The sequence below is a fragment of the Oceanobacillus sp. FSL K6-3682 genome (assembly GCF_037976165.1).
GTDB lineage: Bacteria > Bacillota > Bacilli > Bacillales > Amphibacillaceae > Oceanobacillus > Oceanobacillus sojae.
In genome coordinates, this window is record NZ_CP150263.1 from 3,057,402 (window position 1) to 3,079,788 (window position 22,387).

Sequence of the window (22,387 nt, forward strand, 5' to 3'; positions counted from 1 at the left end):
ATATTTTCAGTCAAAAATATAGGCTTTTTCAAACCGGTTTATATCATAATCTGCTCCTATAATAATAAGTATATCCCCCTCTTTTAAAGGTTTGTCCGCTTCAGGGGATACATCAATTTCCGTACCACTTTTTATTGCAACAATATTGCATCCGAACTTCGCACGGACATCAAGTGAGATTAAAGTCTTTCCAATCATTTTCTTACCGGCAATCACCTCTACAATACTGTATTCATTGGAAAGCTCCAGATACTCTAAAATATTATTTGAAATAAAGCTGTGCGCCAACCTTTTTCCCATATCCCGTTCTGGATGAACAACATGATGGACACCAATCCTATTTAATATCTTATCATGATAATCATTCTGAGCTTTGACAGTAATTCTCTTTATATCCAAATCAGTTAATATCACTGCTGTCAGAATACTTGCTTGGATATTTTCACCGATAGCAACGATAACATGATCGAAATTTGTAATACCTATTTCTTTCAAGGCATCTTCATCCGTTGCATCGAGCACCACAGAATGATAAGCGATATTTTTATATTCATTTACTTTAGCTTCATCAGAATCAATTGCCAGGACATGCATTCCTTTCTCGCTCAGCTCCTTACAAATGCTGCCTCCAAATCTGCCTAAACCAATTACTGCAAAATCCTTTCTCATAAGAAACCTCCATTCTTCTGTTCCTTATATTAACATAAAGCATAAAAGAAAGGGAGCAGTTCAACCATCTGCTCCCAGCCTATACTATATTGCATCCAGCATTGTAAACTGTGATTTTACAAGATCATAATATTTTCCATGCTGCTGCATTAACTCCTGATGGCTTCCATACTCTAAAACCTTACCTTGCTCCAGAACATAGATACAGTCTGCTTCCCTTATGGTAGACAGACGATGCGCAATAATAATGGAAGTTCTTCCTTTTAATAATCGTTTCAATGCCTTTTGAATTTTCACTTCAGATTCTGTATCAATACTTGCTGTTGCTTCATCCAATATAATAATACTTGGATTTGCCAGCAAGGCTCTTGCAAAAGATAACAATTGTCTTTCTCCAGCAGATAGAATATTTCCCCGCTCTTCTACTTCTGTCTCATAATCATTCGCTAAACGGCTGATAAAACTATCTGCACCGACAACTTTTGCTGCTTCTTTTACTTCTTCATCCGTTGCATCCGGCCGTCCAAAACGAATATTTTCCATGATTGTTCCTGAAAAAATAAACGTATCCTGAAGGACGACACTGATTCGTTGTCTTAAGCTGTCTAACGTGACATCACGCAGGTCATGGCCATCGACTTTTACCGCACCAGATGTGGGATCATAGAAGCGGCTTATCAGATTTGCAATGGTAGATTTACCGCTTCCTGTATGCCCAACTAGAGCAATCGTCTGCCCAGCCTGAATGTCCAGGGAAATTTTCTTTAAAGCTAAACGATCCGCATTATATGCAAATTCCACTTCATCGAATTCAATTTTTCCATCCATTTTTTTAATTTCATAAGCATTTTCTTTTTCAGCAACATTAGGCTGCTCATCCAGGAATTCAAAAATACGTTCTGATGACGCCATTGCCATTAAAAGCTGATTGTACATCTGTCCCAGCCTGGAAATAGGCTCCCAGAACATCCCCAGGAAAAAGGCAAAGGAAATAAAAGTTCCCAATTCAATTGTTCCATTAAGAATTAAATAAGAGCCAAAGGCAATTAGTATGATGGTTCCTGCTGCATCACAGATATCCACAAGCGGTCTGAAAAATGCACTTTTCTTCGCCGCATCACGGAAGCTGTTAAAATAGCCGCTGTTCACTCCATCAAAGAATTCCGCATTTTCTTTTTCCTGTGAGAAGGATTGGGTAATACGCATACCTTGAAGTCCTTCATTTAAATGCGAATTCATTCTAGATTGCTGCAGACGGACCATTTGCCAGGAACGTCTTATTTTCCTTCTTAATGTAGTAGATATAATAAACATCAGCGGAATAACGATGACAACAGCCAATGCTAAAGGCGGACTCATTATGAAAAGAATAATAATAATTCCACTTAACATTAAAATATCCATCAATAGATTAATAATTCCATTTGTAAACAGCTCTTGCAGGGAGTTGATATCATTTAAAATCCGTACAAGTATTGATCCCGCTGAACGAGTATCAAAAAAACGGTGGGAAAGTCTCTGTACATGGGAAAACAGCTTTTGTCTTAAATCATAAATAACATTCTGCCCTAGTATATTAACCCACTTTATCCGAAAACGATTGGCAATAAAACTGATCATATAAAGAATAGCAATACCTATAACGAGATAGACTAAAAGATTTGTATCACTGCGTGCAATTGCTATATCTACAGCTACTTTACCAATTAAAATAGGTATGGCTAACCTGACAGCTGTAGCAATAACCATCGCAATAATTGCGCCAGGCAGATATGTTTTTGAATATGGCTTTAAAAACTGAAGTAATCTCCACATCTGCTTCCAGTTAAACGGCTTCTCAATTGCCTGGTCTATCGTATAATGAAATCGCTCTAAATGCTTGCTTTGTTTTTTAGCTTCTTTTACTTTCGCCAAGATTTCTCCACCTCCCTTTAATGGACCACACTCATTATTTCTTCACGGTCCTGGTATTGGATATTATAAATACGTTCATAAGGGCCATTATTTTTTAATAAGAAATCATGTGTACCCCGTTCGACAATCTCTCCGTCCTCCAGCACTAAAATTTCATCAGCATGCTTTAAAGAGGAAATACGATGCGCAATAATAAAGGATGTTCTGTTTTTCATCACTTCCCGCAAAGCCTTTTGAATCTTATGCTCTGTCTGCATATCAACAGCAGATGTCGCATCATCTAAAACAAGAATACTCGGGTCGATACAAATTGCACGGGCAATTGCTATCCGCTGTTTCTGCCCTCCAGACAGACCCATTCCCCTCTCTCCGAGAAGCGTATCATATCCATTCGGAAGCTCCATGATAAAATCATGTGCTTGAGCCATTTTTGCCGCAGCTATAATATCTTCATCTTTAATTCCAGGTGTGCCATAAGAAATATTTTCTTTAATTGTTGTTGAGAACAGGAATGGCTCCTGCAAAACAAACCCGATTTGGCTTCGGAGACTTTTCAGCTTATAATCTGAAACAGGGTGTCCGTCAACCAGAACTTCTCCTTCCTCAGGCTCATAGAACCGTGTAAGCAGTTGTGTAATACTTGTTTTCCCGGAACCAGTTGCACCAATTAAACCAATCGTTTTGCCAGGTGGGGCATCGAAGCTGATATTCTTTAACGCTTCATCATCATCCTCAATATACGTTAACGTGACATTCTTAAATGTTACATGACCTTGAATCTCTATATCGATGGCATCAGGCTTTTCTTCGATGTCCTCATGCGCTTCCAGAATCTCCAGCAGCCGCTCTCCGGATGCTTTTGCCTGAGAAAATTGATTAATGATAAATCCTAAGTTCATAAGTGGTCCCATAATAAACCAGACAAGGCTGAAAAATGCCATTAATTCTCCTGTTGTCATGGAGCCGTTTATTACAAAAAAACCACCGAACGCTAATAAAACAACTGCGCTAACATTTCCGATAAATTCCATTACCGGGAAATACTTCGCCCATAAACCTGAAGTAAACAAATATTTTTGCCGATAATTATCATTACTTGCAGAAAATCTGCCAATCTCGAAATCTTCTCTTGATAATGACTTAACCGTGTTCATCCCGCTTATATTTTCCTGTACCCTGGTGTTTAATCTTCCAAAGGAACGTCTAATGCTCCGAAAGGCCGGATGAACCTGCTTATCAAATTTATAAACAACAAATGCCAGAAATGGCATTGCAGCCATTGTTATAAGTGCTAGAGGAATAGAATAATAAAACATAACTGAAATACTTATCAGCATTAAAGAAACAACTCGAATTAATTCTGCAAAACCGACAGAAAGGAAGAAACGGAAACCTTCCACATCTGCAGTCAGCCGGGACATAATATCCCCTGTTTTTGCATTATCATAATACTTGAATGCAAGCGCCTGCAGCTTATCATATAACGATTCACGCAGCTTATATACAGCAGTCATTCCAAATAAATCACCCAGATACTGAAAGAAAAAAGTGGACACCCCTTTTATCATCATTAAGCCTAAAAAGGCACCACAGATATAAGGAATCAATCCATATCTCTGTTCAGCAACTACTTCATCAATTGTAATTTGAAGTATAATTGGATAAACTACTGTAATAACTGTCACGATAAGCATACCAATAATTGACCAAATAAAGTATTTCTTATACGGCCAATAAAAACGCTTTAATTTTTTAAAAATATTCAAAATTTATTCCCCCTTTCACTTTTCCGTAATAACTAATATAACGGTTTCCGAAATAAATTTCTACTGTTTTGCGCTATTTTTTTGAAAATTATTTTAAAAAAGTTTTTTTCCATCAAAATACCTAGTTTAAGAGATAAACACCTCTAATTGTTCTGAATAATTCGTTTATTATCCATATCCTTGAAACTCTTTTTACTGCCACAACAAAAAAACTCCATTCTATAAAGAACAGAGAGATTTTTTCTTACTTTTCGTTTAATAAACGCTTTAAACGCTGCTCTATTAAATTTGTAGAAGATTTACCGCTTTGCTTAAACCGGAGTCTTTCCTGTTTGTCAAATAAATATAAAGCAGGTACATAGCGGAACTGAAATACAGCTGCGAGCCGGTCATCTATATCATCTAAAGAAACAGCATCAAAGTGCAGCTGATTCAGCTTATTCTTTATTTCTGATAAGCTTACCTGCTCCCTATCTAAATAAATATGAATTAAAATTGGAACAACTCTCTTTGACTTAATTTCCGGAACCTCAGCCAGCTGTTTTAAAAAATTACTACAGGATGAACAGCTTACGGACCAAAAAATAACAAGAACTGGTCTTCCGCTTGATAATAAAAGAGATCGGTTGCTGCCAGGTAAGGCTTTGATTTTGGATAAGTCAGGAAGAATATCATAAATCTGCATGATGTCACTCCTTATTTTTTACTCTTTAACTGATATATGACGAAGGAGAAAAATCTATGTATTTGTTTTTATTATACTCAATTTTCTGTATAATACAGACAAAAAGCATATGGAGATTTTATCATGACTCAAACTCGTTCAAGAGATTTCGTTCTTCATGCAAAAAGTCCTCAATTCTACTGAGAAGGTACTGGACAGTTATCCATTAAAACATTTTCTAATGGTAAAGTCTTTTACAGAACAAACAAAGGATTTTTCGCTGTTGAAAATAACAGATACCTGCTTCTTAATGAAAGTGCATACACCATCAGCATTGATGAAGCTGTTTCAGTTGAATTAAAATAGTCTTAAATTTATTGTTAAGGGAGAGATAATTATATGCAGGCAGATACTATTCAACACATTGGACAAATTGGTGTACCAATTAAAAATTTACAAAGAGCCATACTCTTTTATCAAGAAAAATTAGGGCTGTCCCTTTTATTTAGTACAGATAGTATGGCTTTCTTTGATTGTGACCGCCTAAGGATTATGTTGACGCTTCCGGAAAAAGAAGCATTTGCCCATCCGAGCTCCGTTATTTATTTTCAAGTAGATGATATTCAAAGAGCATATCAACAGCTTAAAAAAAAGCAAGTAATTTTTATTGATGAACCACATATGATTACGAAAATAGGAAATATAGAAACATGGATGGTGTTTTTCAGCGATACAGAAAACAATACTCATGCACTCATGAGTGAAGTGAAAATTTAATTTAGAAAAGAAAAATTTTGAGCGGATAAAAAAAGACTTTCTTTAAAATAACAAGAAAGTCTTTTTATCCTTTATAATGAAATCTATTTTCCGCAAACAATTAATCGAATGATCGAATAAATCTTTCTACTGCTTCTGCACCAACAGAAAGTGCAGCTTCATTCGGAGCCAGCTTCGCGTGATGTAGTCCGTATGGCGAATCTACTCCAAGCCAGAACATAAATCCTGGGATTACTTTTAACATATCTCCAAAATCTTCTCCAGTCATTGCTGCAGAAGCCTGGACATATTCAATGTCTGAACCTGCTAAGGATTCTTGAAACAGCTCTACATATTTTCCATCATTCACTACTTGGTAATAGTTAGATCCATAATCTACATTTATCTCACAATCATATGCTATTTCGAAGCCTTTAATCAGCTTTTCCAGTTTTTCTTTCACCAATAGAATAGAAGAAGCTTCTGTTGTACGGATGGTTCCTTCCAACCGCGCTGTTTCTGCTATAGCATTTTGTACAAATCCGCTTTCCATTTTCCCAATCGTAATAACAGAGCCGTCTAAAGGATTCAGCCCTCTGGAAACAATTTGCTGCAGCTGTACAACAAAGTTACTTGCTGCCACTGTCATATCCTTTGTTAAATGCGGATAAGCAGCATGTCCGCCGAGACCTTTAAAATCAATAAATAACTCACTTGTATTCGCGAATAAAAGTCCCGGTTTTGAAGACACTTTGCCGACTGGTAAATTAGGAGCAATATGCAGTGCAAAAATAGTGTCCGGTTTCCAATCAAGAAATTCCTTTGATTCAATCATTGGCTTTGCACCGCCCGGGCCTTCTTCTGCCGGCTGAAAAATAAATAGAACATTATCTTTTACAGGCTGTGCAATCAGTCTGCTGAGAGCTGCCAAAGCAATAGTCATATGGAAATCATGTCCACAAGCATGCATTTTCCCCGGATGTGTGGAGGAGAAGTCAAAACCTGTGTCTTCTAAAATCGGAAGCCCGTCTATATCTGTCCGGAAACCGATCCGCTTTGATGGATTGGTTCCAGATACATGTACTAAAATACCTGTCCGCCAAGTTTTGATGTCAACACGATCTGTCGCCATCTCCCGAATCTTCTCAAGCAAATACCTTTGCGTTTTCTCCTCTTTGAAGCCTAATTCAGGAATTTGATGGAGCTCCCTGCGGACAGTTTGCAAATCAAATGCTGTCATATCCTATTCATCTGCCTTAATTATCTAATTTACGAAGCTCTTGTTTAATTTCAGTTTTAGATTTAGTCTGCTCGTCAATTTCCTTTAACACACGTGCAGGCGTCCCACCTACTAATGTGTTTGGTTCTACATCCTTTGTAACAATAGCTCCTGCTGCTACAATAGAGCCTTTCCCGATAGTAATTCCTTCAAGTACTACAACATTTGCTCCAATAACAACATCATCTTCTACAATAACCGGTTTTGCAGAAGGGGGCTCAATAACACCAGCTAATACAGTACCGGCTCCAATATGACAGTTCTTTCCAACTGTTGCTCTTCCGCCAAGAACAGCGTTCATATCAATCATTGTTCCTTCACCGATTACAGCACCAATATTAATGGATGCACCCATCATAATAACGACGCCATCACCGATTTCTACCTGGTCACGAATAATTGCGCCCGGCTCGATACGTGCATTGATATTTTTTAGGTCCAGCATTGGAATCGCAGAATTACGGCGATCATTTTCTATAACATAGTCTTCAATAATAGATTCATTTTCTTTTAGGAATGCTTCTATTGCTTTCCACTCGCCAAATAATGTACCGCTTTTTGCATCTACAAATGCTTTAATCCCGTCTTGCTCAGGAAGCTTGTCTAAATTTCCTTTCACATACACTTTTACCGGGGTACTTTTCTTGCTATTAGAAATAAACTGTATAATTTCATTTGCATCCATAGTTAACTATTCCTCCATTTTTATAATCTCTTTATTACTTTAGCAGACGCTACCTTCAACGGCAACTAATATAATGCACTTATGTAAATAGAAAAGTCTGCTATCTTTTAAATAGGCTTTATCCCGCTGAAAGAGAAGTCTGCTTCTTAAAATTATACATAATAAAAAACCTCCATAATGCAGAATAAAGCGATTGTTCTTCCACATCATGGAGGTTTTATAATTATTTTTTATATGCATTCATATAGATATCCTTCTTCATTTGCTTTAATATGGCTCTTCTTGTCAGGATACCATCAAAATAACCATCTGCATCTACTAAACAAACAAACGGATGATCAATCGAAGCATTTAGACCGTCTAATAGATTATTTTCCCTTGTTAAGGTCGGCACGTCACTGGCCATTACATCCATTACCCGGATTTCTGACAGGCGATCCATTTCAAAGCTTTCTATCCCCAGCACTTCATTAAGAATAGCTGTTTTACCAATAATCCCCGAAAATTTATAAGCTGAATCAAGTACCGGAACTGCTGTATAACCGGATTTCATTAATACCAGTAATGCGTGTTCTAAAGGATTATTGAGCTGGACATGTGCCACCTTCTCAGCAGGTATAAGTACTTCACTTAACTTAATATCTGCCAACTGCTTATCTTGCGTTGCACTCACCTTATTTGCCCCCTTTTTTCATATAAACATTCGTATTTGCAAATTAATGATTCTTTTTAACATATCTGAAATTCTGTGAACAATTATCTATATATTACTTTTCTTGTATATCTGCTTCATATGAGCGTAACAAAACCCATGTGCTTTGTACCCTAAAACATTTATACATAAACTTCCAAATTAAATTATATTTCATTTTTATTTTATTCATACACACATTACCAGTTTAACACACTTCTGCTATTCTCTCACGATTATTGCATCAGCAAGTTCCTAAAGTACCAGGATCTGGTTCCTTTTAACGTTCTCTAATCTTCTTATGTAAATTAATGATTTTCCAAATGAAAAAAGCGCTCTATCCGTGCTATAATTTTTATAACAGGTTATCAGAAAGGAAATTATATAATGAATCGCAGAACATTTTTAAAAAGGTCTCTAGGAAGCTTGTTAACATTACTGGGTTTAAGTGGCGGCACTTATTTTTATGCTCGTGAGATTGAACCATCTTTACTGACAATTACGGAAGAATCAATTACTTCTCCGCAAATCCCCGCAGCTTTTAATCAATTTAAAATTGTCCAATTTTCCGATACACATTTAGGTTTTCATTATGACTTAGAACAGTTGGAATCACTTGTATCAAAAATTAACAATCTGAAGCCTGATTTAATTCTGTTTACAGGAGACCTGGTTGATGAACCCAATAATTATCATTGGAATAATAAGCTCATCCAATTATTGCAGCAGTTAGAAGCTCCAGAAGGAAAGTTTTGGATTTATGGAAACCATGATCATGGAGGCAATGGAACAGAAATTTTATATGAAACATTTGAAGCAGCCAATTTTACATTGCTACAAAATAGTGCATCCCGTATCCAGCGTGAAGATGCATCCTTCGTATTAGCAGGGATTGATGATGCTATGCTCGGTGATCCAGATATTAGTCAAGCTCTAGAAGAACGTACAGATTCTGACTTCACCATTCTTCTTGCACATGAGCCTGATCTCGCAGACGTAGTGAAGAATTACCCAGTGGATATTCAATTATCAGGACATAGTCATGGAGGACAGGTTCGTCTGCCATTTATCGGTGATCTATATACCCCTGCATATGCTGAAAAATATGTACAGGGAAAATATACTATTTCAGATAAATTGACGCTATATGTGAACAGCGGAATTGGAACAACCCGTTTACCATATCGGTTTTTATGCAGACCGGAGCTGCATGTATTTACACTTCATTCCTGATACAATTTTTAAAGACAGCAATTTCATAAAATAATGCAGCGAATCTTTGTTTTTTTATTAGCACTGTTTGAAGCAAGCTCTTAAATGTCATAATTCCTTCATAGGAGATGGTTTCTCAACATTTTATCCAATGCTATAATGAGTATAAGTATAGTTGGGAAAGGATTTAATGATATGAGACGCTACTTAGTACTTATTGGTTTATTTTTTCTATTGGCAGGGTGTGGGCGAAGTTATGCTATTGAAACAACCATGTCAGAACAGGTTCCCGATTTTGAATACACAACGCAGGATAAGGAGCAGCTTTCTCTGAGTGATTTAGAGGGAGATTGGTGGATTGCTGACTTCATTTTTACCAATTGCACAACAGTTTGTATGCCGATGACTCAAAATATGGCTCACCTGCAGTCCATGATGGAGGAAGAAGGGATTGATGCACAAATTGTTTCTTTTAGCGTAGATCCAGATTATGATACACCAGAAGTGTTAAAGGAGTACGCCTCTCATTATGATGCAAACTTTGATAACTGGTCTTTCGTAACGGGCTATGACTTTGAAACTATCCGTGAATTTTCCATTAAACATTTTAAGAATTTCGTTCAAGCCCCGGCAGATGGGGATGATCAAGTTATCCACGGAACCTCCTTTTTCTTAGTCAGCCCAGAAGGAGAGGTCGTCAAGAATTATGATGGTGTTGAAATGAAAAATATGGAGACCATCCTGGCTGATTTAAAAAAAGTAAATTAGACAACTCTGCTGTTACAATTGAAAGCAGCTCTTCCCGAGATCAGAAAGATTATAGTTCATTTGTTCAGCTAAAAGACCGCCTCTCTATGAATGCGGTCTTTTCCTTTTCTTCTTTTCAAACTTTATCACGTGCAAAAAACAAGCTCATTCGTTCGCATTTATTTTGATATAGTATTGAAATTGTATAAAGTTTAAGGTAGAGTAATAATTGAAATAAATTGATTTAAATCCTTTTTTAAAAGGGAGAGACTTGAAAATGAAACATGAAGTTGAGGTTCAAAAGATAGCACAAGCTTTATTTGTAATCAATAAGCATGCTAAAACAGCTCCTGAACCGAAGCAATTATATCAACTAAAAAAACAAGCTATCGAACAATTATTAAAAGAGAAGAGAGCTTTTAAAAAAGGGCTGCATTTTTCTAACCATCCAAGGCTTAGTAATCAGCATTCTACTGTACTTATTAAAGTTGGAGACTATTGTTTCCATATTCCTCCTGCAAAAGAGGATTTAAAACAGCTGGAGCATTTAGGTGCATTAGATCAAGCCTACCGAAATCCCCCGGTAAAAATGTCTTTATCTCAAGCAAAGCGGCTCATTTGCCAATATATTAACTGGAAACCGGAAAAATCAAAGTCCACATCGCCCAAGAAGCAGCGCTCAAGCTATTACGTCCCTTCCTCACTTGGCAAAATGGATTGGCCGCCTGTACGTTCTAAAAAGAAATAAGGAAATATCAGCCTCAGACGTTTACTACAGATTGCAAGAAATTAGGTAATGAGAGCTGTCTTCCTTATGTACAGGCTTTGTATCCAGTTTAAATAGGTGCCATCTATCTGACCTGCCGCGTATATTTATTTTCTTTTTAATAAAAATTGATGCAGCAATGGAAGCACAGCTAAGCTGATTCCTAAAAAAGCCAGACTTTGCATTGCTGCCTTTAAAAATTGCCACGCATTTCTTTCCTGAAGGACAGCTAAAATAACTGTTAAACTAATTATAATGGTGCTCGCACCAATGTAAGACATAAACCGCAACATTTGTTTTTTTATCGCCCATTTATATATTTTTTTCACTATATAGTAGACTGCTGCAGTGCATAGAAGCATCATGCCGAGATAAACATAAACAGCATTAATTCCAATATTTCCTATAGATACAATACCTGATAACGACATGTTCTCACCTTTCTTCCAGTTTTCACTTCTATCTAGTTTAGTCACTGCTGATTTTTTTATACAAATGTGCTCGAAAAGAACAAGCCGTCTAATAAAATGATCTCCCCCAACAGAAACTATATCTTTAGATATTTCAGTAATACTTTTAACGAGGAATGTTTTCAAGGTCGGTTAATCTCTGGCTCCAGTCCCATGACAAAGACGAAATTCCTTTTTTCATCATATCCATCCTATAAAAGTAAAAACCGCTTTAGCAAGGATTTCCTTACTCAGCGGTTAATTCATCTTTATTCTTTTTATGAGCCAGTAAAAAAGCTTCTTGTTTCTTTTCTAATTTCTCTTCAATTTGTGATATACTTTTTTCATCGTTTAATAATTCTTGTCTGTTCATATCAACCAATTGTTCGAAATTAAGTGATCTTGGACGCATGTTGTATTCTCCTTTCTATACTTTTTATTATACCCGTATTCGTTCATATTAATCCAAATTATTTGAACATTTATTGAAATTTTTATATTTTTTTAAGTGAAGGTGATTTTGTTGAAGCATTTAATAAACAATAATGTTAAAAATATTGAAATATCTGGAATTCGTAAATTTTTTAATCTCGTATCTGGTGAAAAAGATGTCGTTTCTTTAACCATCGGCCAGCCGGATTTTCATACCCCTGATAATGTAAAAAAAGCAGGAATACAGGCTATTGAAAATAACTTTACAACATATACACCAAATCAAGGGATTCTGGAATTGCGGAAAGCAATACATTCCTATTATCAGACAAACTATGAACTGACTTATCAGCCGGAAACAGAAATTATTGTTACCTCTGGTGCATCTGAAGCAATTGATATTACTTTTCGAACCATTCTTACACCAGGTGACGAGGTAATTTTACCAAGTCCGATCTATCCAGGTTACGAGCCGCTTATCACATTGGCGAATGCCAAGCCGGTTCATGTTAATACAGCAGGTACAGAGTTTAAATTCACTCCTGAGACACTTGCAGATGCCATAACAGAAAAAACGAAATGTGTTGTACTTCCATCTCCGTCTAACCCGACCGGTGCGGCGTATTCAAAAGTTGAATTACAGGCTCTCGCTGAAGTACTTAAAGGAAAAGAAATATTTATTTTATCAGATGAAATTTATAGTGAAATTGTATTCGATTTTGACCATACTTCGATTGCTTCTATTTCCGATTTAAAAAACCAGACGATTGTTATAAATGGGGTATCCAAATCACATTCAATGACAGGCTTTCGCATAGGCTACACACTTGCTCCGGAGTGGTTATCCAAGCAGATGCTAAAGGTGCATCAATATAATGTGTCCTGCGCTTCCTCTATCAGCCAATATGCTGCATTAGAAGCCCTGACAACTTATCAGCAGCACACAGCCCATATAAAACAGATTTTTAAAGAGCGCAGAGATTATGTCTATGAACGTTTATTAAAGATGGGATTGGATGTTGAACGGCCACAAGGAGCCTTTTATATTTTCCCTAAAATGCAATTAAACAACATGAATTCATTTGATCTTGGTCTCTCTCTTGTACGTGATGCCAAACTGGCCCTTGTTCCAGGCAGCAGTTTCTCTACTCATGGAGAAGGCTATATGCGTTTAAGCTACGCGTATCATGAAACTATTTTAAAAGAAGGCTTAGACCGGTTAGAAGCATACTTATCCACAAAAAGGTAAAGCAATAACCTGAAAGCTGGAGAAGCTGCCCTCATACTTTGAGGGCTCTCTGATTCGCATGTTTGCGCCAGATTACTTAAACATGCTACGATAAGAGAAGATTATGGACTTTTTGGAGATGAGCATGTGGAAAATATCAATCATAAAAAAGAATGGATAGGCTGGTTCAAGGCAATTGTTATTACCATCATGCTTGCCCTTTTTCTCAGGACTTTTATTTTTGCCACTTCTATTGTAGAAGGAGAAAGCATGTATCCCACCCTTCAGGACGGAGAACGTGTGATTTTTAATAAGGTTGTTTATTCTATCCATGAACCCGGTCGTGGCGATATTGTAATTATTCATCAACCTCCCAAAAACTACGTAAAACGTGTGATTGGATTGCCCGGCGAAACGATAGAAATTGAAAATAGTCAGTTGTATATTAATGGTGAGGCTTATCAGCAGCATTTTCTAAGTGATGAAGTAATTGCACAAACCAATAATTTTGGCCCTATTGAAATTCCTGAAGACAATTATTTTGTAATGGGGGATAACCGGTTAATCAGTAAAGACAGCCGAAATGGACTCGGATTTATCCCGCGGGATGATATCATTGGTAAATCCGAATTAATTATCTACCCTTTCAGCGAATTTGGCTGGGTAGAGTAAAAGCAGAAAACTGACGTCCTCTTCTCTTCAGAGAAATGGAGGCAGCTTTCTGCTTTTCTTACTATCTTGGAATTTATAGAATCATTCCCTCGTAGATAACTATTCTTTATCCATAACACAAAAACCAATATTTAATACAAGAATTGCAAAACACACCACACCAAAAAGCATTTCCATCCTAAAGCACTCCCTTCACTTATGTACATACCATTATTTAATATACCTATTCTAATACCATCTTATCAATATCCTCACATAAAATAAAGAAAAAAATGTGATTGTATGTTTTTTTCAAAAAAGGCTATTATTCGGATAAATACTTCCCAGAACCAAAAGCGAAATTGTATTTTTTTTACTTAAAACGGAGCCGGCTCAAGCTTTTCTACACTGCAATTACCTAAATGTCAGCATTCAGGTTCCGAGAAAAACTAGGGCAAACGTCTATACACATTTTATCTATCTGCATACAGTAATACTGTAAGTTCAGGAGGTGAAAAGCATGGGCTATGGATATGGTGGTGGCTACGGTTACGGTGGCGGCTATGGCGGCGGCTACGCTGGCGGCTTTGCGTTGATTGTTGTTCTTTTCATTTTACTAATCATCGTAGGAGCTGCATTTTACTGCTAATCAAAAAATGGCTTGTGCTGAAGGCACAGGCCATTTATTTTATATGGTCAACAAATTTTTTCCTTTTCATAAGCTCCTTTAGCCAATAATAATTCTTTCTTTTGGATAATTAAATTTGGCAGGATCCTTTTTACGTTTAAATATCATTAGAAAGGTAAGAATACCTACCCGTCCAATAAACATTAATACCATTAATATAATTTTACTGGCTGCGGACAATTCATCTGTAATCCCCAGGGATAAGCCAACTGTTCCAAATGCAGAGGTCACTTCAAAAATAATCGCATCCAGGGAAACAGGTTCTAACAGGGTAAGTATAATAATAGATGAAAAAACAACCATAATTGCAAAAAAAGTTACAGTAACAGCTTTATTTAAATCGACTTCATAAATCTCTCTATGAAATATTTTAACGCTCCTTCCACCCCGAATAAACGTAAATAGAAAAATGAGTACCAGTGCAAAGGTTGTTGTCCTTATACCTCCCCCGGCACTGCTAGGTGAAGCCCCAATAAACATTAATGCAGACATAAATAAATGATTTGTATCTGATAATAGGTTCAGATCCATTGTTGCCAGCCCGCCACTTCTAGTTGTGACAGATTGAAACAAGGCATAAAAGAACGACTCATGCCAGCTGATATCTTTAAAAAAACCATGAATATCAAATAAATAAACCCCTAATGCCCCAACCAATATTATAGAAAAAAAAGTTGTCGTTGTAAGTTTCGTAAATAAACTAAAATGAAATTGGTTTTTTAATTTTCTTTTATGAAATAAATATTCCTTTACTTCAATAATTACTGGATAGCCGATGGCACCAAGGATAATTAGCACCATACACATAAATTGGACAAAATAATCAGATCGAAAAGGAATTAATGACTGCCCGGTAATATCAAAACCGCCATTAGAAACTGAGCTGATTACAAAGAAAAATCCATGTAATAATGCTTCGCCAGCCGAAGAATAATACTTCATAAAATAAATTCCTATGATAATGAAAAAAACAGCTTCTATTATCAGCAGTACAAAAACAATATTTTTAATTAATCTTACCATACCATCAAAATGGGTTTGATTCTGGTCAGTCATAATCATATTTCTTTCTCTGAAACCAATCCGCTTCCCTAACATAATCCAGAGCATTGTACCTATTGCCATAATCCCTACTGCCCCGAGTTGCATTATAAGAGCTAAAATAATAATCCCAGTCGTGCTTAATGAATCAGCAATAGAAATTGTACTTAATCCTGTTACGCTAATCGCACTGACAGCTGTAAATACAATATCAATTAACGGAATATCGATACCTGGCTGATGAGAAACAGGTAAAGATAACATTACCGTTGATAACGCTATCGCAGCAATATAATAAAACAACAACAGCTGGAAAGGTGTCCATTGGCGGATATTCTTATATTTACTACGTTTTTTTTGCATTGTTTTCCCTTCTTCTTCTCAAATAAAAACCTAAAAATGTATGTGCAAAAAGTCCGTTAAATAGGACCAAGAAGTTCAAGGCGCCGAGATTTTTTACAAACGAGCTTTCACTGGAGATGGCGACTTCTGTGTTGTCCATAGAACGTGGACGGTCTTAGCAGAAGTTCCTCCATGCTTTTAAATACGTGAGTAACGCTTTTGGCGGGGCGAGTAATCGCAAGTCCCAGCCCCATTGGAAAACTCCCGTCAACCGACTTCCGCAGGATGCGGTGGCTTCTACGTTGCCCACACGACGTGGGCGTTCCTAGTAGAAGATCCTCTTATCCCGTGTCATTTTTATTGGACTTTTTGAACATCCTCTAATAAATTTCTTTAAATTTCTGGATTAAATTATCTCCCTCATATCCCTTCTCTATAAGTGTTGTTAAAAGCTGTTCCACATCTTTTTTTTGCTTATCGATTATTTTTCCCATCAGCATTACGTTCATTTGATTACCTATTTCATGCATCTCCGTCAATTTTGTTATAAATGAAGCGGGTTCATTCGTATCTTTTGTAATCGTCGCTTGGACCATCAGCTCTTCATTCTGCTTATCTTTAAAATACTCCCAATAAGAATGGTTGATAAACCCTTCGATTAACCATGTATCATAGTCATCTTCACGATTAATAATCAGCCCGTCGATCAGGTTTACTTCCGTTCCTTCTAATCCTTTATCATAATCTAAAATCACTAATTTACGCAGTTTAAATGTTTTCATACAATTCACTCCCCAGTATGAATCCTAATAATTTTACAACACTTCTCTTTGACAGTCCATCTCATTTTAATGTGAGGGCTTATGCTGCCCTTATAATAACACAGTTTTTATATTTCTTTCATGTAACAAAAATAATATTCTTTTCTGCAGCATATATGGAAGCAAGATTATTGGAATCAAAGGTAGTCCCATGATACACTTACTAGCAAATATTGTTTTTTTACAGGTTAGAAAATTTTAAAATTCATTTTTACAATATAGACGAAGGAGAGCAACTACATGAATCAAATCATTGAAACAATAATGAATCACCGATCTATTCGAAAATTTGCAGATAAACCTTTAAATAATGTTCAAATAAAAACAATTGTAGAATCTGCACAACGCGCATCGACTTCCAGTAATGTAATGGCGTATAGTATTATCGGCGTGTCAGACCTCGCGATAAAAGAAAAACTCTATGCAGTTTCCGGACATGCTCATGCGAAGAATAATGGTCATTTGCTGATTTTTTGTGCTGATTTGCACCGAATTAATCAATTAGAAGGAATCGAACATACAGGGACTTTTCAAAATAATATTGAAAGCACGGAACAATTTATAGTTGGCACAATTGATGCTGCTTTAGCTGCCCAAAATGCTGCCATTGCTGCAGAATCTTTAGGGTTAGGTATTTGCTACTTAGGAAGCCTGCGTAATGATATTCAGGCTTTTAACGATATTCTTCAATTACCGGCTCATGTTGTCCCGTTGTTTGGGATGGCAATCGGCTATCCAAAAGAAATACCGGATATCAAGCCGCGCCTCCCTCTTGCCGCAATCTATCACGAAAATCAATATATTCCTTTTGAAAAACAAAAGCACTTTATTCAGGAATATGATCTAACTATGAAAGATTATTATGAAACACGAAATTCCAATAACAAACAGGAAACATGGACAGAGCAAATCCGCCAAAAATATGAAAAACCAACTCGGATGGATGTAGGTCCATTTGTAAACGCAAAAGATTTAAACAAACACTAGAAACTGAATATATCCTTGGAGAAATTAATAAATCCCTCCATCTTATATCAAAAAACGACAGATAGCTGAACTGCACCTCCAATTGTTAATACATTTTACATTTGGAGTGAGGTTCAATAAACTGTCGTTTTTTATACATCAAAATTCAATTTTTCTTCAAACGTAAAAACTTTATTTTCCCCCATTCAATTGATAATAAACTTGAAAATAAATGATATTAATCCAAAAAATCAACATCTTCTATCTCGAATGCAGGCTGATAATAAATATAATTACTGTCTAAAGTTCGATAAACATATCCGCCCGATAACCGATGTACACCCTTATATGCAGATATGGAAACTAATGGTGTCTGGTGACGGATAGTTATATCCTCTTTTCCAATATACTGAAGAGAAGATTCCATATGAATATGTAATAAAATAAATCATCAAGAGGAATTGTCTCTGTCCAATCAATGTTGTCAAAAAAACCATAGGATTATTACTGCTGTTATGATGGTAAAAGCCGATATACTTCCCCAAATCGTAAAACGTTTCATAGCTAATCCCTCCTGCACTGCCACTTTTCTATTTAATGCTCTTATCTTTTTTTATTCAAAAATTTTTTCCATTATTATCAAATAAAAAATACTTAAACAGCAGCTAACCTTTTTAACTTTATTTACCTCTACTTATCCGTTTTCTTATTTCTTTACTAATCCTTGACTCCGTGTATATAGGCAGGTTTTTGGAAATTGTTTACAAGCATAAATAATGGCTTTTTTATCAAAATAATAAGTGCAAGATATGAAAAGGAGTGAAGGTAATGACAGTAGGTACGCAAGTTCAACAAACTATTTCAGGTTTAAAAAGTGCACAGGCAAGCCTTGAGCAGTTTGCACTTCAAACAGATAATAAACAGGCCAAGCAGCTGTATAAAAATGCAGCACAACAAACACAAGGTATTTTAGATCAATTAGAACCAAGAATACAACAAGTAATGCAGGAAGAGCCTCAGTACAAACAGTAATAAGATATGTTAGACAGTACAGTAAAACCGGGGACTATTCATACAGTCCCCTCTACATATCAGATAAAGAACAGGATGTGAGTATATGAATTCCAGAAAAATTACACTGTTGTTACTCTTTATTATTTTTTTAGCCGGTTGTAATCATAATGAATCTTCTTATTCCGATAATCCCAATATAACGCATTTATCCACGAGTTCTAATCAAGAAGCTGCTGTCCAGGCAAAAGAATTATTTACGGATAGAGAGGATATTGAAGCTGTTCATGCAGTAAATACAAAAGACACACTGCTGGTCACTATTGAAATCCCTCATCATGAGCGATTTTCACTGGAAGAAAAAAGTAAAACTTATCAAAAAGAACTGGAACGGGCTTTTCCCGATTTCACCATAGAATTGTCAACCGACAAAAAGATAATCATTGAAACAGCGGAGCTCGAGGAAAAAATAGTAAAAAATAATTTAATTGAAGACGAAATAAAGAAACAGATGGAGAAAATAATCCATTTATCCAAGGAACAGACTTAATAGGAGTGAATGCTTCAGCAGCCCTCCGTTTGTTTCATATAAACCCGAAAAGGAGTGTCTTAAATGGGAGATAAAAAGAAACAAAAATTACAGCCAAACCAACAGCAATATCAAGCTTTCCAACAAAAACGTGAAATAAAACGGCCCATCTTTAAAAATTGTATTAAGGCTTTCCTTATAGGCGGTTTAATCTGTCTTATCGGCCAGCTTATTTCTACCTTTTATATTTATCAATTTAATTTCACAGAAAAAACCGCCGGGAATCCAACCGTTGCCACATTAATTTTTATCACGATGCTGTTAACCGGTTTCGGTGTTTATGATCGTATTGCACAATTTGCAGGAGCTGGTTCTGCAGTTCCTGTAACAGGATTTGGAAACGCCGTTATCTCTTCAGCAATTGAGTACCGATCAGAAGGATTTATTCTCGGTGTAGGCAGCAACATGCTCAAACTAGCCGGACCTGTCATTGTTTACGGTGTGTTTTCTGCATTTATCGTAGCCCTCATTAAAACGATTCTCACGCAATGGGGGGGATTTTAATGCTACAAGGACACCAATCCTGGATTTTTGAAAATCGTCCATCTATTCTATCTACAGGAACTGTCGGCGGGCCTTTTGAAGCAAAAGGAAAAATTCCAGAAGCATTTGATATTCTTCATGAGGATATGTGGATTAATCAAGATTCCTGGGAGAAAGCTCAGCAAAAAATGTTGGAAGAAGCAATACAGACTACTTTGAAAAAAGGCCGTATTGAAAAGGAAAAGGTAGAATTTTTAATTGCCGGTGATTTAATTAACCAAATGACCCCGACCAGTTTTGCCGCAAGTACAAGCAGCATCCCTTTTTTAGGGACCTTCAGCGCTTGTGCCACCTCTATGGAAAGCCTGGCACTCGCTGCTTCTATTATTAATGCTAAGGGGGCAAATTATATTCTTTGCGCAGCTTCCAGTCATAACGCAGCGACAGAAAAGCAGTTTCGTTACCCGACAGAATATGGCGGACAGAAGCCTCCTACCTCTCAATGGACAGTTACCGGGGCAGGATGTGCGCTTGTTACTCAAAATGGGGCCGGACCCTCTATAACATCTGCCACAATTGGAAAGGTAGCTGATATGGGAATGACTGATCCATTTAATATGGGCGGAGCTATGGCTATTGCTGCCGCTGATACGATTGAAGCTCACTTTCGAGATATGCAAATTGATCCATCTTATTACGATTTGATAATAACTGGTGACCTTGGTCATGTTGGAAGGGAAGTTTCTCTGGATTTATTACACGACCGTAATATCCCGATTGATGCAGAAAAATATGTTGATTGCGGCATCGCTATATATCGTGAGGATCAGCCGGTACTTGCCGGGGGAAGCGGGGCAGCTTGTTCAGCCATTGTGACCTATGGGCACTTTCTTCAAGAAGTAATGAAAGGAAATTTAAAAAGAATTCTTGTCGCAGCAACCGGATCTCTTCACTCTACACTAAGTATTCAGCAAAAAGACCCCATCCCATGTATTGCACACGCTGTGTCAATCGAAGCAAGAGGTGAACACATATGATTTTTTTCTGGGCATTTGTTGTAGGAGGTCTTATCTGCGTTATCGGGCAAATTATGTTTGATGTATTTAAGTTATCTCCTGCACACACATTATCGATTTTGGTTATTGCCGGGGCTGTTTTGGATGGAATTGGCTGGTATGAACCGCTTATTGATTTTGCCGGAGCAGGAGCAACAGTACCAATCACAAGCTTCGGGAACTCTTTAGTCCACGGAGCAATGCAGGAAGCGGAAAAGCACGGGTTAATTGGTGTGGTAACAGGAATGTTTGAGGTAACAAGTGCAGGTATTTCTGCTGCGATTATATTCGGTGTCATCGGTGCTATTATTTTTAAACCAAAAGGATAGGGAGATGCTTTATGACAGTAGGATCACAAGTAAAAACATGTTATGCTACCTTAAAATCCATTGAAGCTGGATTAGATCTTTTACATGCTTCAACAACAGAACAAGATTTAAAAACAACTATAGACGAGACTTCTCAGTTAATTAAGATTGCACGTCAGGATATACATCAGCAAATTATTCATATTGACAAACAAGAACCGCAATATAAATCCTAAAGGGAGGGAAAAGCATGCCTGAATGGATATCTATTATTATTCGGTCCATTATTTTAATCACAGTCTTATTTTTCTTTGTAAAATGGCTGGGTGCAAAGCAATTATCTCAGCTCAATATATTTGAAACCATTTCTGGAATTGTACTCGGAGGAATCGCCGCCTTCCATACTGTTGATCCATACAATAGCTTTTATTATGCATTATTAGCCATGTTTGTCTGGTTTATTGCTGCATTCACAATTGAAAAGTTATCCTTGAAAAGCAAGCGTATACGGGACTTCACAGATGGAAAAAGTACTGTTTTTATTCAAAATGGGAAGGTGATGGAGGAAAATTTAAAAAAAGAAGGCTATTCTACCGATGACCTGTTAGAAAAGCTCAGGAATAACGATCAATTCCTTGTTTCCGATGTAGAATTTGCTGTTTTAGAGCCGACTGGAGAATTAAATGTTCTGCCAAAACGGGAAAATCGGCCAATAACCTTAAAAGACTTAAATATCGCTCCAGCACCTGACAAAGAACCGCAAACCGTTATTGCAGACGGTAATATACTGCTGGAGCCTCTGGCTAATGCTTCTTTAAATCCAACCTGGCTTGAAGCTGAATTAGAGAAACAAAACGTCACAATAGATAACGTTTTTCTCGGTCAAGTTGATCATCAGGGACAGCTTTTCCTTGATCTGTATGATGATCATATTGCCGTGCCTGAACCTGCACAGTCTGCTCTTTTATTAGCCAGTATGAAAAAATGTCAGGCAGATCTAGAACTGTTTGCTTTAGCTACAGATAACCCTCAAGCCAAGGAATTATACGACCGGAACCAAAAACGGCTTCAGGAAGCAATAAGACGAATAGAGCCTTATTTAAAATAATAGGAGCCCAATATTAAATAAGCAACAAAAATAGGCAGTGAGACTTTTTCAGCTATATGAAAGCCT

Annotated in this window: 25 protein-coding genes and 2 pseudogenes; 16 read left to right on the forward strand and 11 right to left on the reverse strand. The window is 36.8% G+C overall.

Going from position 1 to position 22,387, the window contains the following annotated elements; translation table 11 throughout:
• Positions 1-6: 6 nt before the first annotated feature.
• From MHH51_RS15265 to MHH51_RS15280, 4 genes are all read right to left on the reverse strand, one after another.
• Positions 7-669, reverse strand: a complete 663-nt coding sequence (locus MHH51_RS15265; RefSeq protein WP_147211068.1) for a TrkA family potassium uptake protein — start codon at positions 667-669, stop codon at positions 7-9.
• A gap of 84 nt (positions 670-753) precedes the next feature.
• Positions 754-2,583, reverse strand: coding sequence for an ABC transporter ATP-binding protein (locus MHH51_RS15270; protein ID WP_147211067.1), 1,830 nt, complete (start codon positions 2,581-2,583; stop codon positions 754-756).
• A gap of 17 nt (positions 2,584-2,600) precedes the next feature.
• Complete coding sequence (locus MHH51_RS15275; protein WP_156986022.1) at positions 2,601-4,349, reverse strand: ABC transporter ATP-binding protein; 1,749 nt, start codon at positions 4,347-4,349, stop codon at positions 2,601-2,603.
• Positions 4,350-4,593: 244 nt separating this feature from the next.
• On the reverse strand, positions 4,594-5,034 hold the full coding sequence (locus MHH51_RS15280; RefSeq protein ID WP_147211065.1) for a thioredoxin fold domain-containing protein: 441 nt from the start codon (positions 5,032-5,034) through the stop codon (positions 4,594-4,596).
• A 123-nt stretch (positions 5,035-5,157) separates the two neighbouring features.
• Here MHH51_RS15280 and MHH51_RS15285 point away from each other — a divergent pair.
• Together MHH51_RS15285 and MHH51_RS15290 are read left to right on the forward strand one after the other, a co-directional pair.
• Positions 5,158-5,355 (forward strand): annotated as a pseudogene (locus MHH51_RS15285) (AraC family transcriptional regulator); the annotation flags it as partial.
• Between the two features lie 57 nt (positions 5,356-5,412).
• Positions 5,413-5,790, forward strand: a complete 378-nt coding sequence (locus tag MHH51_RS15290; RefSeq protein WP_147211064.1) for a VOC family protein — start codon at positions 5,413-5,415, stop codon at positions 5,788-5,790.
• 100 nt (positions 5,791-5,890) lie between these two features.
• Here the strand turns inward: MHH51_RS15290 and MHH51_RS15295 are convergent, their stop codons facing one another.
• The 3 genes from MHH51_RS15295 to cbpB form a co-directional block, all read right to left on the reverse strand.
• Positions 5,891-7,009, reverse strand: coding sequence for an N-acetyldiaminopimelate deacetylase (locus tag MHH51_RS15295; protein ID WP_339282432.1), 1,119 nt, complete (start codon positions 7,007-7,009; stop codon positions 5,891-5,893).
• A gap of 16 nt (positions 7,010-7,025) precedes the next feature.
• Positions 7,026-7,733 carry a 2,3,4,5-tetrahydropyridine-2,6-dicarboxylate N-acetyltransferase gene (gene dapD / locus MHH51_RS15300; RefSeq protein ID WP_339282433.1) on the reverse strand — a complete coding sequence of 236 codons (708 nt, stop codon included), beginning with the start codon at positions 7,731-7,733 and terminating at the stop codon, positions 7,026-7,028.
• Positions 7,734-7,956: 223 nt separating this feature from the next.
• Positions 7,957-8,406: a cyclic-di-AMP-binding protein CbpB gene (gene cbpB / locus MHH51_RS15305; protein WP_147211061.1), complete on the reverse strand. Its 450-nt coding sequence runs from the start codon at positions 8,404-8,406 to the stop codon at positions 7,957-7,959.
• A gap of 405 nt (positions 8,407-8,811) precedes the next feature.
• On the opposite strand from cbpB, the gene MHH51_RS15310 reads away from it, so the two are divergent.
• The 3 genes from MHH51_RS15310 to MHH51_RS15320 all read left to right on the forward strand — a co-directional run bounded on the left by MHH51_RS15310 (position 8,812) and on the right by MHH51_RS15320 (position 11,131).
• A complete protein-coding gene (locus MHH51_RS15310; RefSeq protein ID WP_339282434.1) occupies positions 8,812-9,657 on the forward strand; it encodes a metallophosphoesterase in 846 nt (281 codons plus the stop codon).
• 174 nt (positions 9,658-9,831) lie between these two features.
• On the forward strand, positions 9,832-10,404 hold the full coding sequence (locus MHH51_RS15315; RefSeq protein WP_147211059.1) for an SCO family protein: 573 nt from the start codon (positions 9,832-9,834) through the stop codon (positions 10,402-10,404).
• A gap of 256 nt (positions 10,405-10,660) precedes the next feature.
• Positions 10,661-11,131 (forward strand): YkyB family protein, encoded by a 471-nt coding sequence (locus MHH51_RS15320; RefSeq protein ID WP_147211058.1) that lies wholly within the window; start codon positions 10,661-10,663, stop codon positions 11,129-11,131.
• A 125-nt stretch (positions 11,132-11,256) separates the two neighbouring features.
• Here MHH51_RS15320 and MHH51_RS15325 read toward each other — a convergent pair whose 3' ends face one another.
• Complete coding sequence (locus MHH51_RS15325) at positions 11,257-11,580, reverse strand: hypothetical protein (RefSeq protein ID WP_339282435.1); 324 nt, start codon at positions 11,578-11,580, stop codon at positions 11,257-11,259.
• A gap of 265 nt (positions 11,581-11,845) precedes the next feature.
• Entirely contained in the window at positions 11,846-12,010 is a 165-nt protein-coding gene (locus tag MHH51_RS15330) for an FbpB family small basic protein (protein ID WP_077601015.1), read from the reverse strand.
• A gap of 111 nt (positions 12,011-12,121) precedes the next feature.
• On the opposite strand from MHH51_RS15330, the gene MHH51_RS15335 reads away from it, so the two are divergent.
• The 3 genes and pseudogenes from MHH51_RS15335 to MHH51_RS15345 all read left to right on the forward strand — a co-directional run.
• Complete coding sequence (locus tag MHH51_RS15335; protein WP_339282436.1) at positions 12,122-13,279, forward strand: aminotransferase A; 1,158 nt, start codon at positions 12,122-12,124, stop codon at positions 13,277-13,279.
• A gap of 126 nt (positions 13,280-13,405) precedes the next feature.
• Positions 13,406-13,930, forward strand: coding sequence for a signal peptidase I (gene lepB, locus MHH51_RS15340; RefSeq protein ID WP_281289854.1), 525 nt, complete (start codon positions 13,406-13,408; stop codon positions 13,928-13,930).
• A 547-nt stretch (positions 13,931-14,477) separates the two neighbouring features.
• Positions 14,478-14,558: pseudogene (locus MHH51_RS15345) on the forward strand (YjcZ family sporulation protein); the annotation flags it as partial.
• Between the two features lie 78 nt (positions 14,559-14,636).
• Here the strand turns inward: MHH51_RS15345 and MHH51_RS15350 are convergent.
• Positions 14,637-16,001 carry a TrkH family potassium uptake protein gene (locus MHH51_RS15350; RefSeq protein ID WP_147211055.1) on the reverse strand — a complete coding sequence of 455 codons (1,365 nt, stop codon included), beginning with the start codon at positions 15,999-16,001 and terminating at the stop codon, positions 14,637-14,639.
• A 359-nt stretch (positions 16,002-16,360) separates the two neighbouring features.
• Positions 16,361-16,762: a YwpF family protein gene (locus MHH51_RS15355; protein ID WP_147211054.1), complete on the reverse strand. Its 402-nt coding sequence runs from the start codon at positions 16,760-16,762 to the stop codon at positions 16,361-16,363.
• Positions 16,763-17,041: 279 nt separating this feature from the next.
• Here MHH51_RS15355 and nfsA point away from each other — a divergent pair, with 279 nt between their 5' ends.
• The 8 genes from nfsA to MHH51_RS15395 all read left to right on the forward strand — a co-directional run bounded on the left by nfsA (position 17,042) and on the right by MHH51_RS15395 (position 22,321).
• The gene (gene nfsA / locus MHH51_RS15360; protein ID WP_147211053.1) at positions 17,042-17,788 is read left to right on the forward strand and encodes an oxygen-insensitive NADPH nitroreductase; all 747 of its coding nucleotides are present in this window, start codon (positions 17,042-17,044) and stop codon (positions 17,786-17,788) included.
• A gap of 807 nt (positions 17,789-18,595) precedes the next feature.
• The gene (locus MHH51_RS15365) at positions 18,596-18,799 is read left to right on the forward strand and encodes a DUF1657 domain-containing protein (RefSeq protein WP_147211051.1); all 204 of its coding nucleotides are present in this window, start codon (positions 18,596-18,598) and stop codon (positions 18,797-18,799) included.
• Positions 18,800-18,884: 85 nt separating this feature from the next.
• Complete coding sequence (locus MHH51_RS15370; protein WP_339282437.1) at positions 18,885-19,328, forward strand: hypothetical protein; 444 nt, start codon at positions 18,885-18,887, stop codon at positions 19,326-19,328.
• A 63-nt stretch (positions 19,329-19,391) separates the two neighbouring features.
• On the forward strand, positions 19,392-19,871 hold the full coding sequence (gene spoVAC, locus MHH51_RS15375) for a stage V sporulation protein AC (RefSeq protein WP_147211049.1): 480 nt from the start codon (positions 19,392-19,394) through the stop codon (positions 19,869-19,871).
• Positions 19,871-20,887, forward strand: a complete 1,017-nt coding sequence (gene spoVAD / locus MHH51_RS15380) for a stage V sporulation protein AD (protein WP_186813667.1) — start codon at positions 19,871-19,873, stop codon at positions 20,885-20,887. The genes spoVAC and spoVAD overlap by 1 nt, the downstream gene beginning before the upstream one ends.
• Entirely contained in the window at positions 20,884-21,234 is a 351-nt protein-coding gene (gene spoVAE, locus MHH51_RS15385; RefSeq protein ID WP_147211047.1) for a stage V sporulation protein AE, read from the forward strand. Before spoVAD ends, spoVAE begins: the two co-directional genes overlap by 4 nt.
• 11 nt (positions 21,235-21,245) lie before the next feature.
• On the forward strand, positions 21,246-21,449 hold the full coding sequence (locus tag MHH51_RS15390; RefSeq protein WP_147211046.1) for a DUF1657 domain-containing protein: 204 nt from the start codon (positions 21,246-21,248) through the stop codon (positions 21,447-21,449).
• A 14-nt stretch (positions 21,450-21,463) separates the two neighbouring features.
• Positions 21,464-22,321, forward strand: a complete 858-nt coding sequence (locus tag MHH51_RS15395) for a DUF421 domain-containing protein (protein WP_147211045.1) — start codon at positions 21,464-21,466, stop codon at positions 22,319-22,321.
• Positions 22,322-22,387: the final 66 nt, after the last annotated feature.

Coding starts and splice junctions, on each gene's coding strand:
- MHH51_RS15370 (WP_339282437.1), top strand. CDS start 18,885: ATGAATTCCAGAAAAATTACACTGTTGTTACTCTTTATTATTTTTTTA.
- MHH51_RS15365 (WP_147211051.1), top strand. CDS start 18,596: ATGACAGTAGGTACGCAAGTTCAACAAACTATTTCAGGTTTAAAAAGT.
- MHH51_RS15310 (WP_339282434.1), top strand. CDS start 8,812: ATGAATCGCAGAACATTTTTAAAAAGGTCTCTAGGAAGCTTGTTAACA.
- nfsA (WP_147211053.1), top strand. CDS start 17,042: ATGAATCAAATCATTGAAACAATAATGAATCACCGATCTATTCGAAAA.
- spoVAD (WP_186813667.1), top strand. CDS start 19,871: ATGCTACAAGGACACCAATCCTGGATTTTTGAAAATCGTCCATCTATT.
- MHH51_RS15350 (WP_147211055.1), bottom strand. CDS start 16,001: ATGCAAAAAAAACGTAGTAAATATAAGAATATCCGCCAATGGACACCT.
- MHH51_RS15395 (WP_147211045.1), top strand. CDS start 21,464: ATGCCTGAATGGATATCTATTATTATTCGGTCCATTATTTTAATCACA.
- MHH51_RS15265 (WP_147211068.1), bottom strand. CDS start 669: ATGAGAAAGGATTTTGCAGTAATTGGTTTAGGCAGATTTGGAGGCAGC.
- dapD (WP_339282433.1), bottom strand. CDS start 7,733: ATGGATGCAAATGAAATTATACAGTTTATTTCTAATAGCAAGAAAAGT.
- MHH51_RS15290 (WP_147211064.1), top strand. CDS start 5,413: ATGCAGGCAGATACTATTCAACACATTGGACAAATTGGTGTACCAATT.
- MHH51_RS15325 (WP_339282435.1), bottom strand. CDS start 11,580: ATGTCGTTATCAGGTATTGTATCTATAGGAAATATTGGAATTAATGCT.
- MHH51_RS15355 (WP_147211054.1), bottom strand. CDS start 16,762: ATGAAAACATTTAAACTGCGTAAATTAGTGATTTTAGATTATGATAAA.
- MHH51_RS15280 (WP_147211065.1), bottom strand. CDS start 5,034: ATGCAGATTTATGATATTCTTCCTGACTTATCCAAAATCAAAGCCTTA.
- spoVAE (WP_147211047.1), top strand. CDS start 20,884: ATGATTTTTTTCTGGGCATTTGTTGTAGGAGGTCTTATCTGCGTTATC.
- MHH51_RS15315 (WP_147211059.1), top strand. CDS start 9,832: ATGAGACGCTACTTAGTACTTATTGGTTTATTTTTTCTATTGGCAGGG.
- MHH51_RS15390 (WP_147211046.1), top strand. CDS start 21,246: ATGACAGTAGGATCACAAGTAAAAACATGTTATGCTACCTTAAAATCC.
- MHH51_RS15330 (WP_077601015.1), bottom strand. CDS start 12,010: ATGCGTCCAAGATCACTTAATTTCGAACAATTGGTTGATATGAACAGA.
- spoVAC (WP_147211049.1), top strand. CDS start 19,392: ATGGGAGATAAAAAGAAACAAAAATTACAGCCAAACCAACAGCAATAT.
- MHH51_RS15320 (WP_147211058.1), top strand. CDS start 10,661: ATGAAACATGAAGTTGAGGTTCAAAAGATAGCACAAGCTTTATTTGTA.
- MHH51_RS15295 (WP_339282432.1), bottom strand. CDS start 7,009: ATGACAGCATTTGATTTGCAAACTGTCCGCAGGGAGCTCCATCAAATT.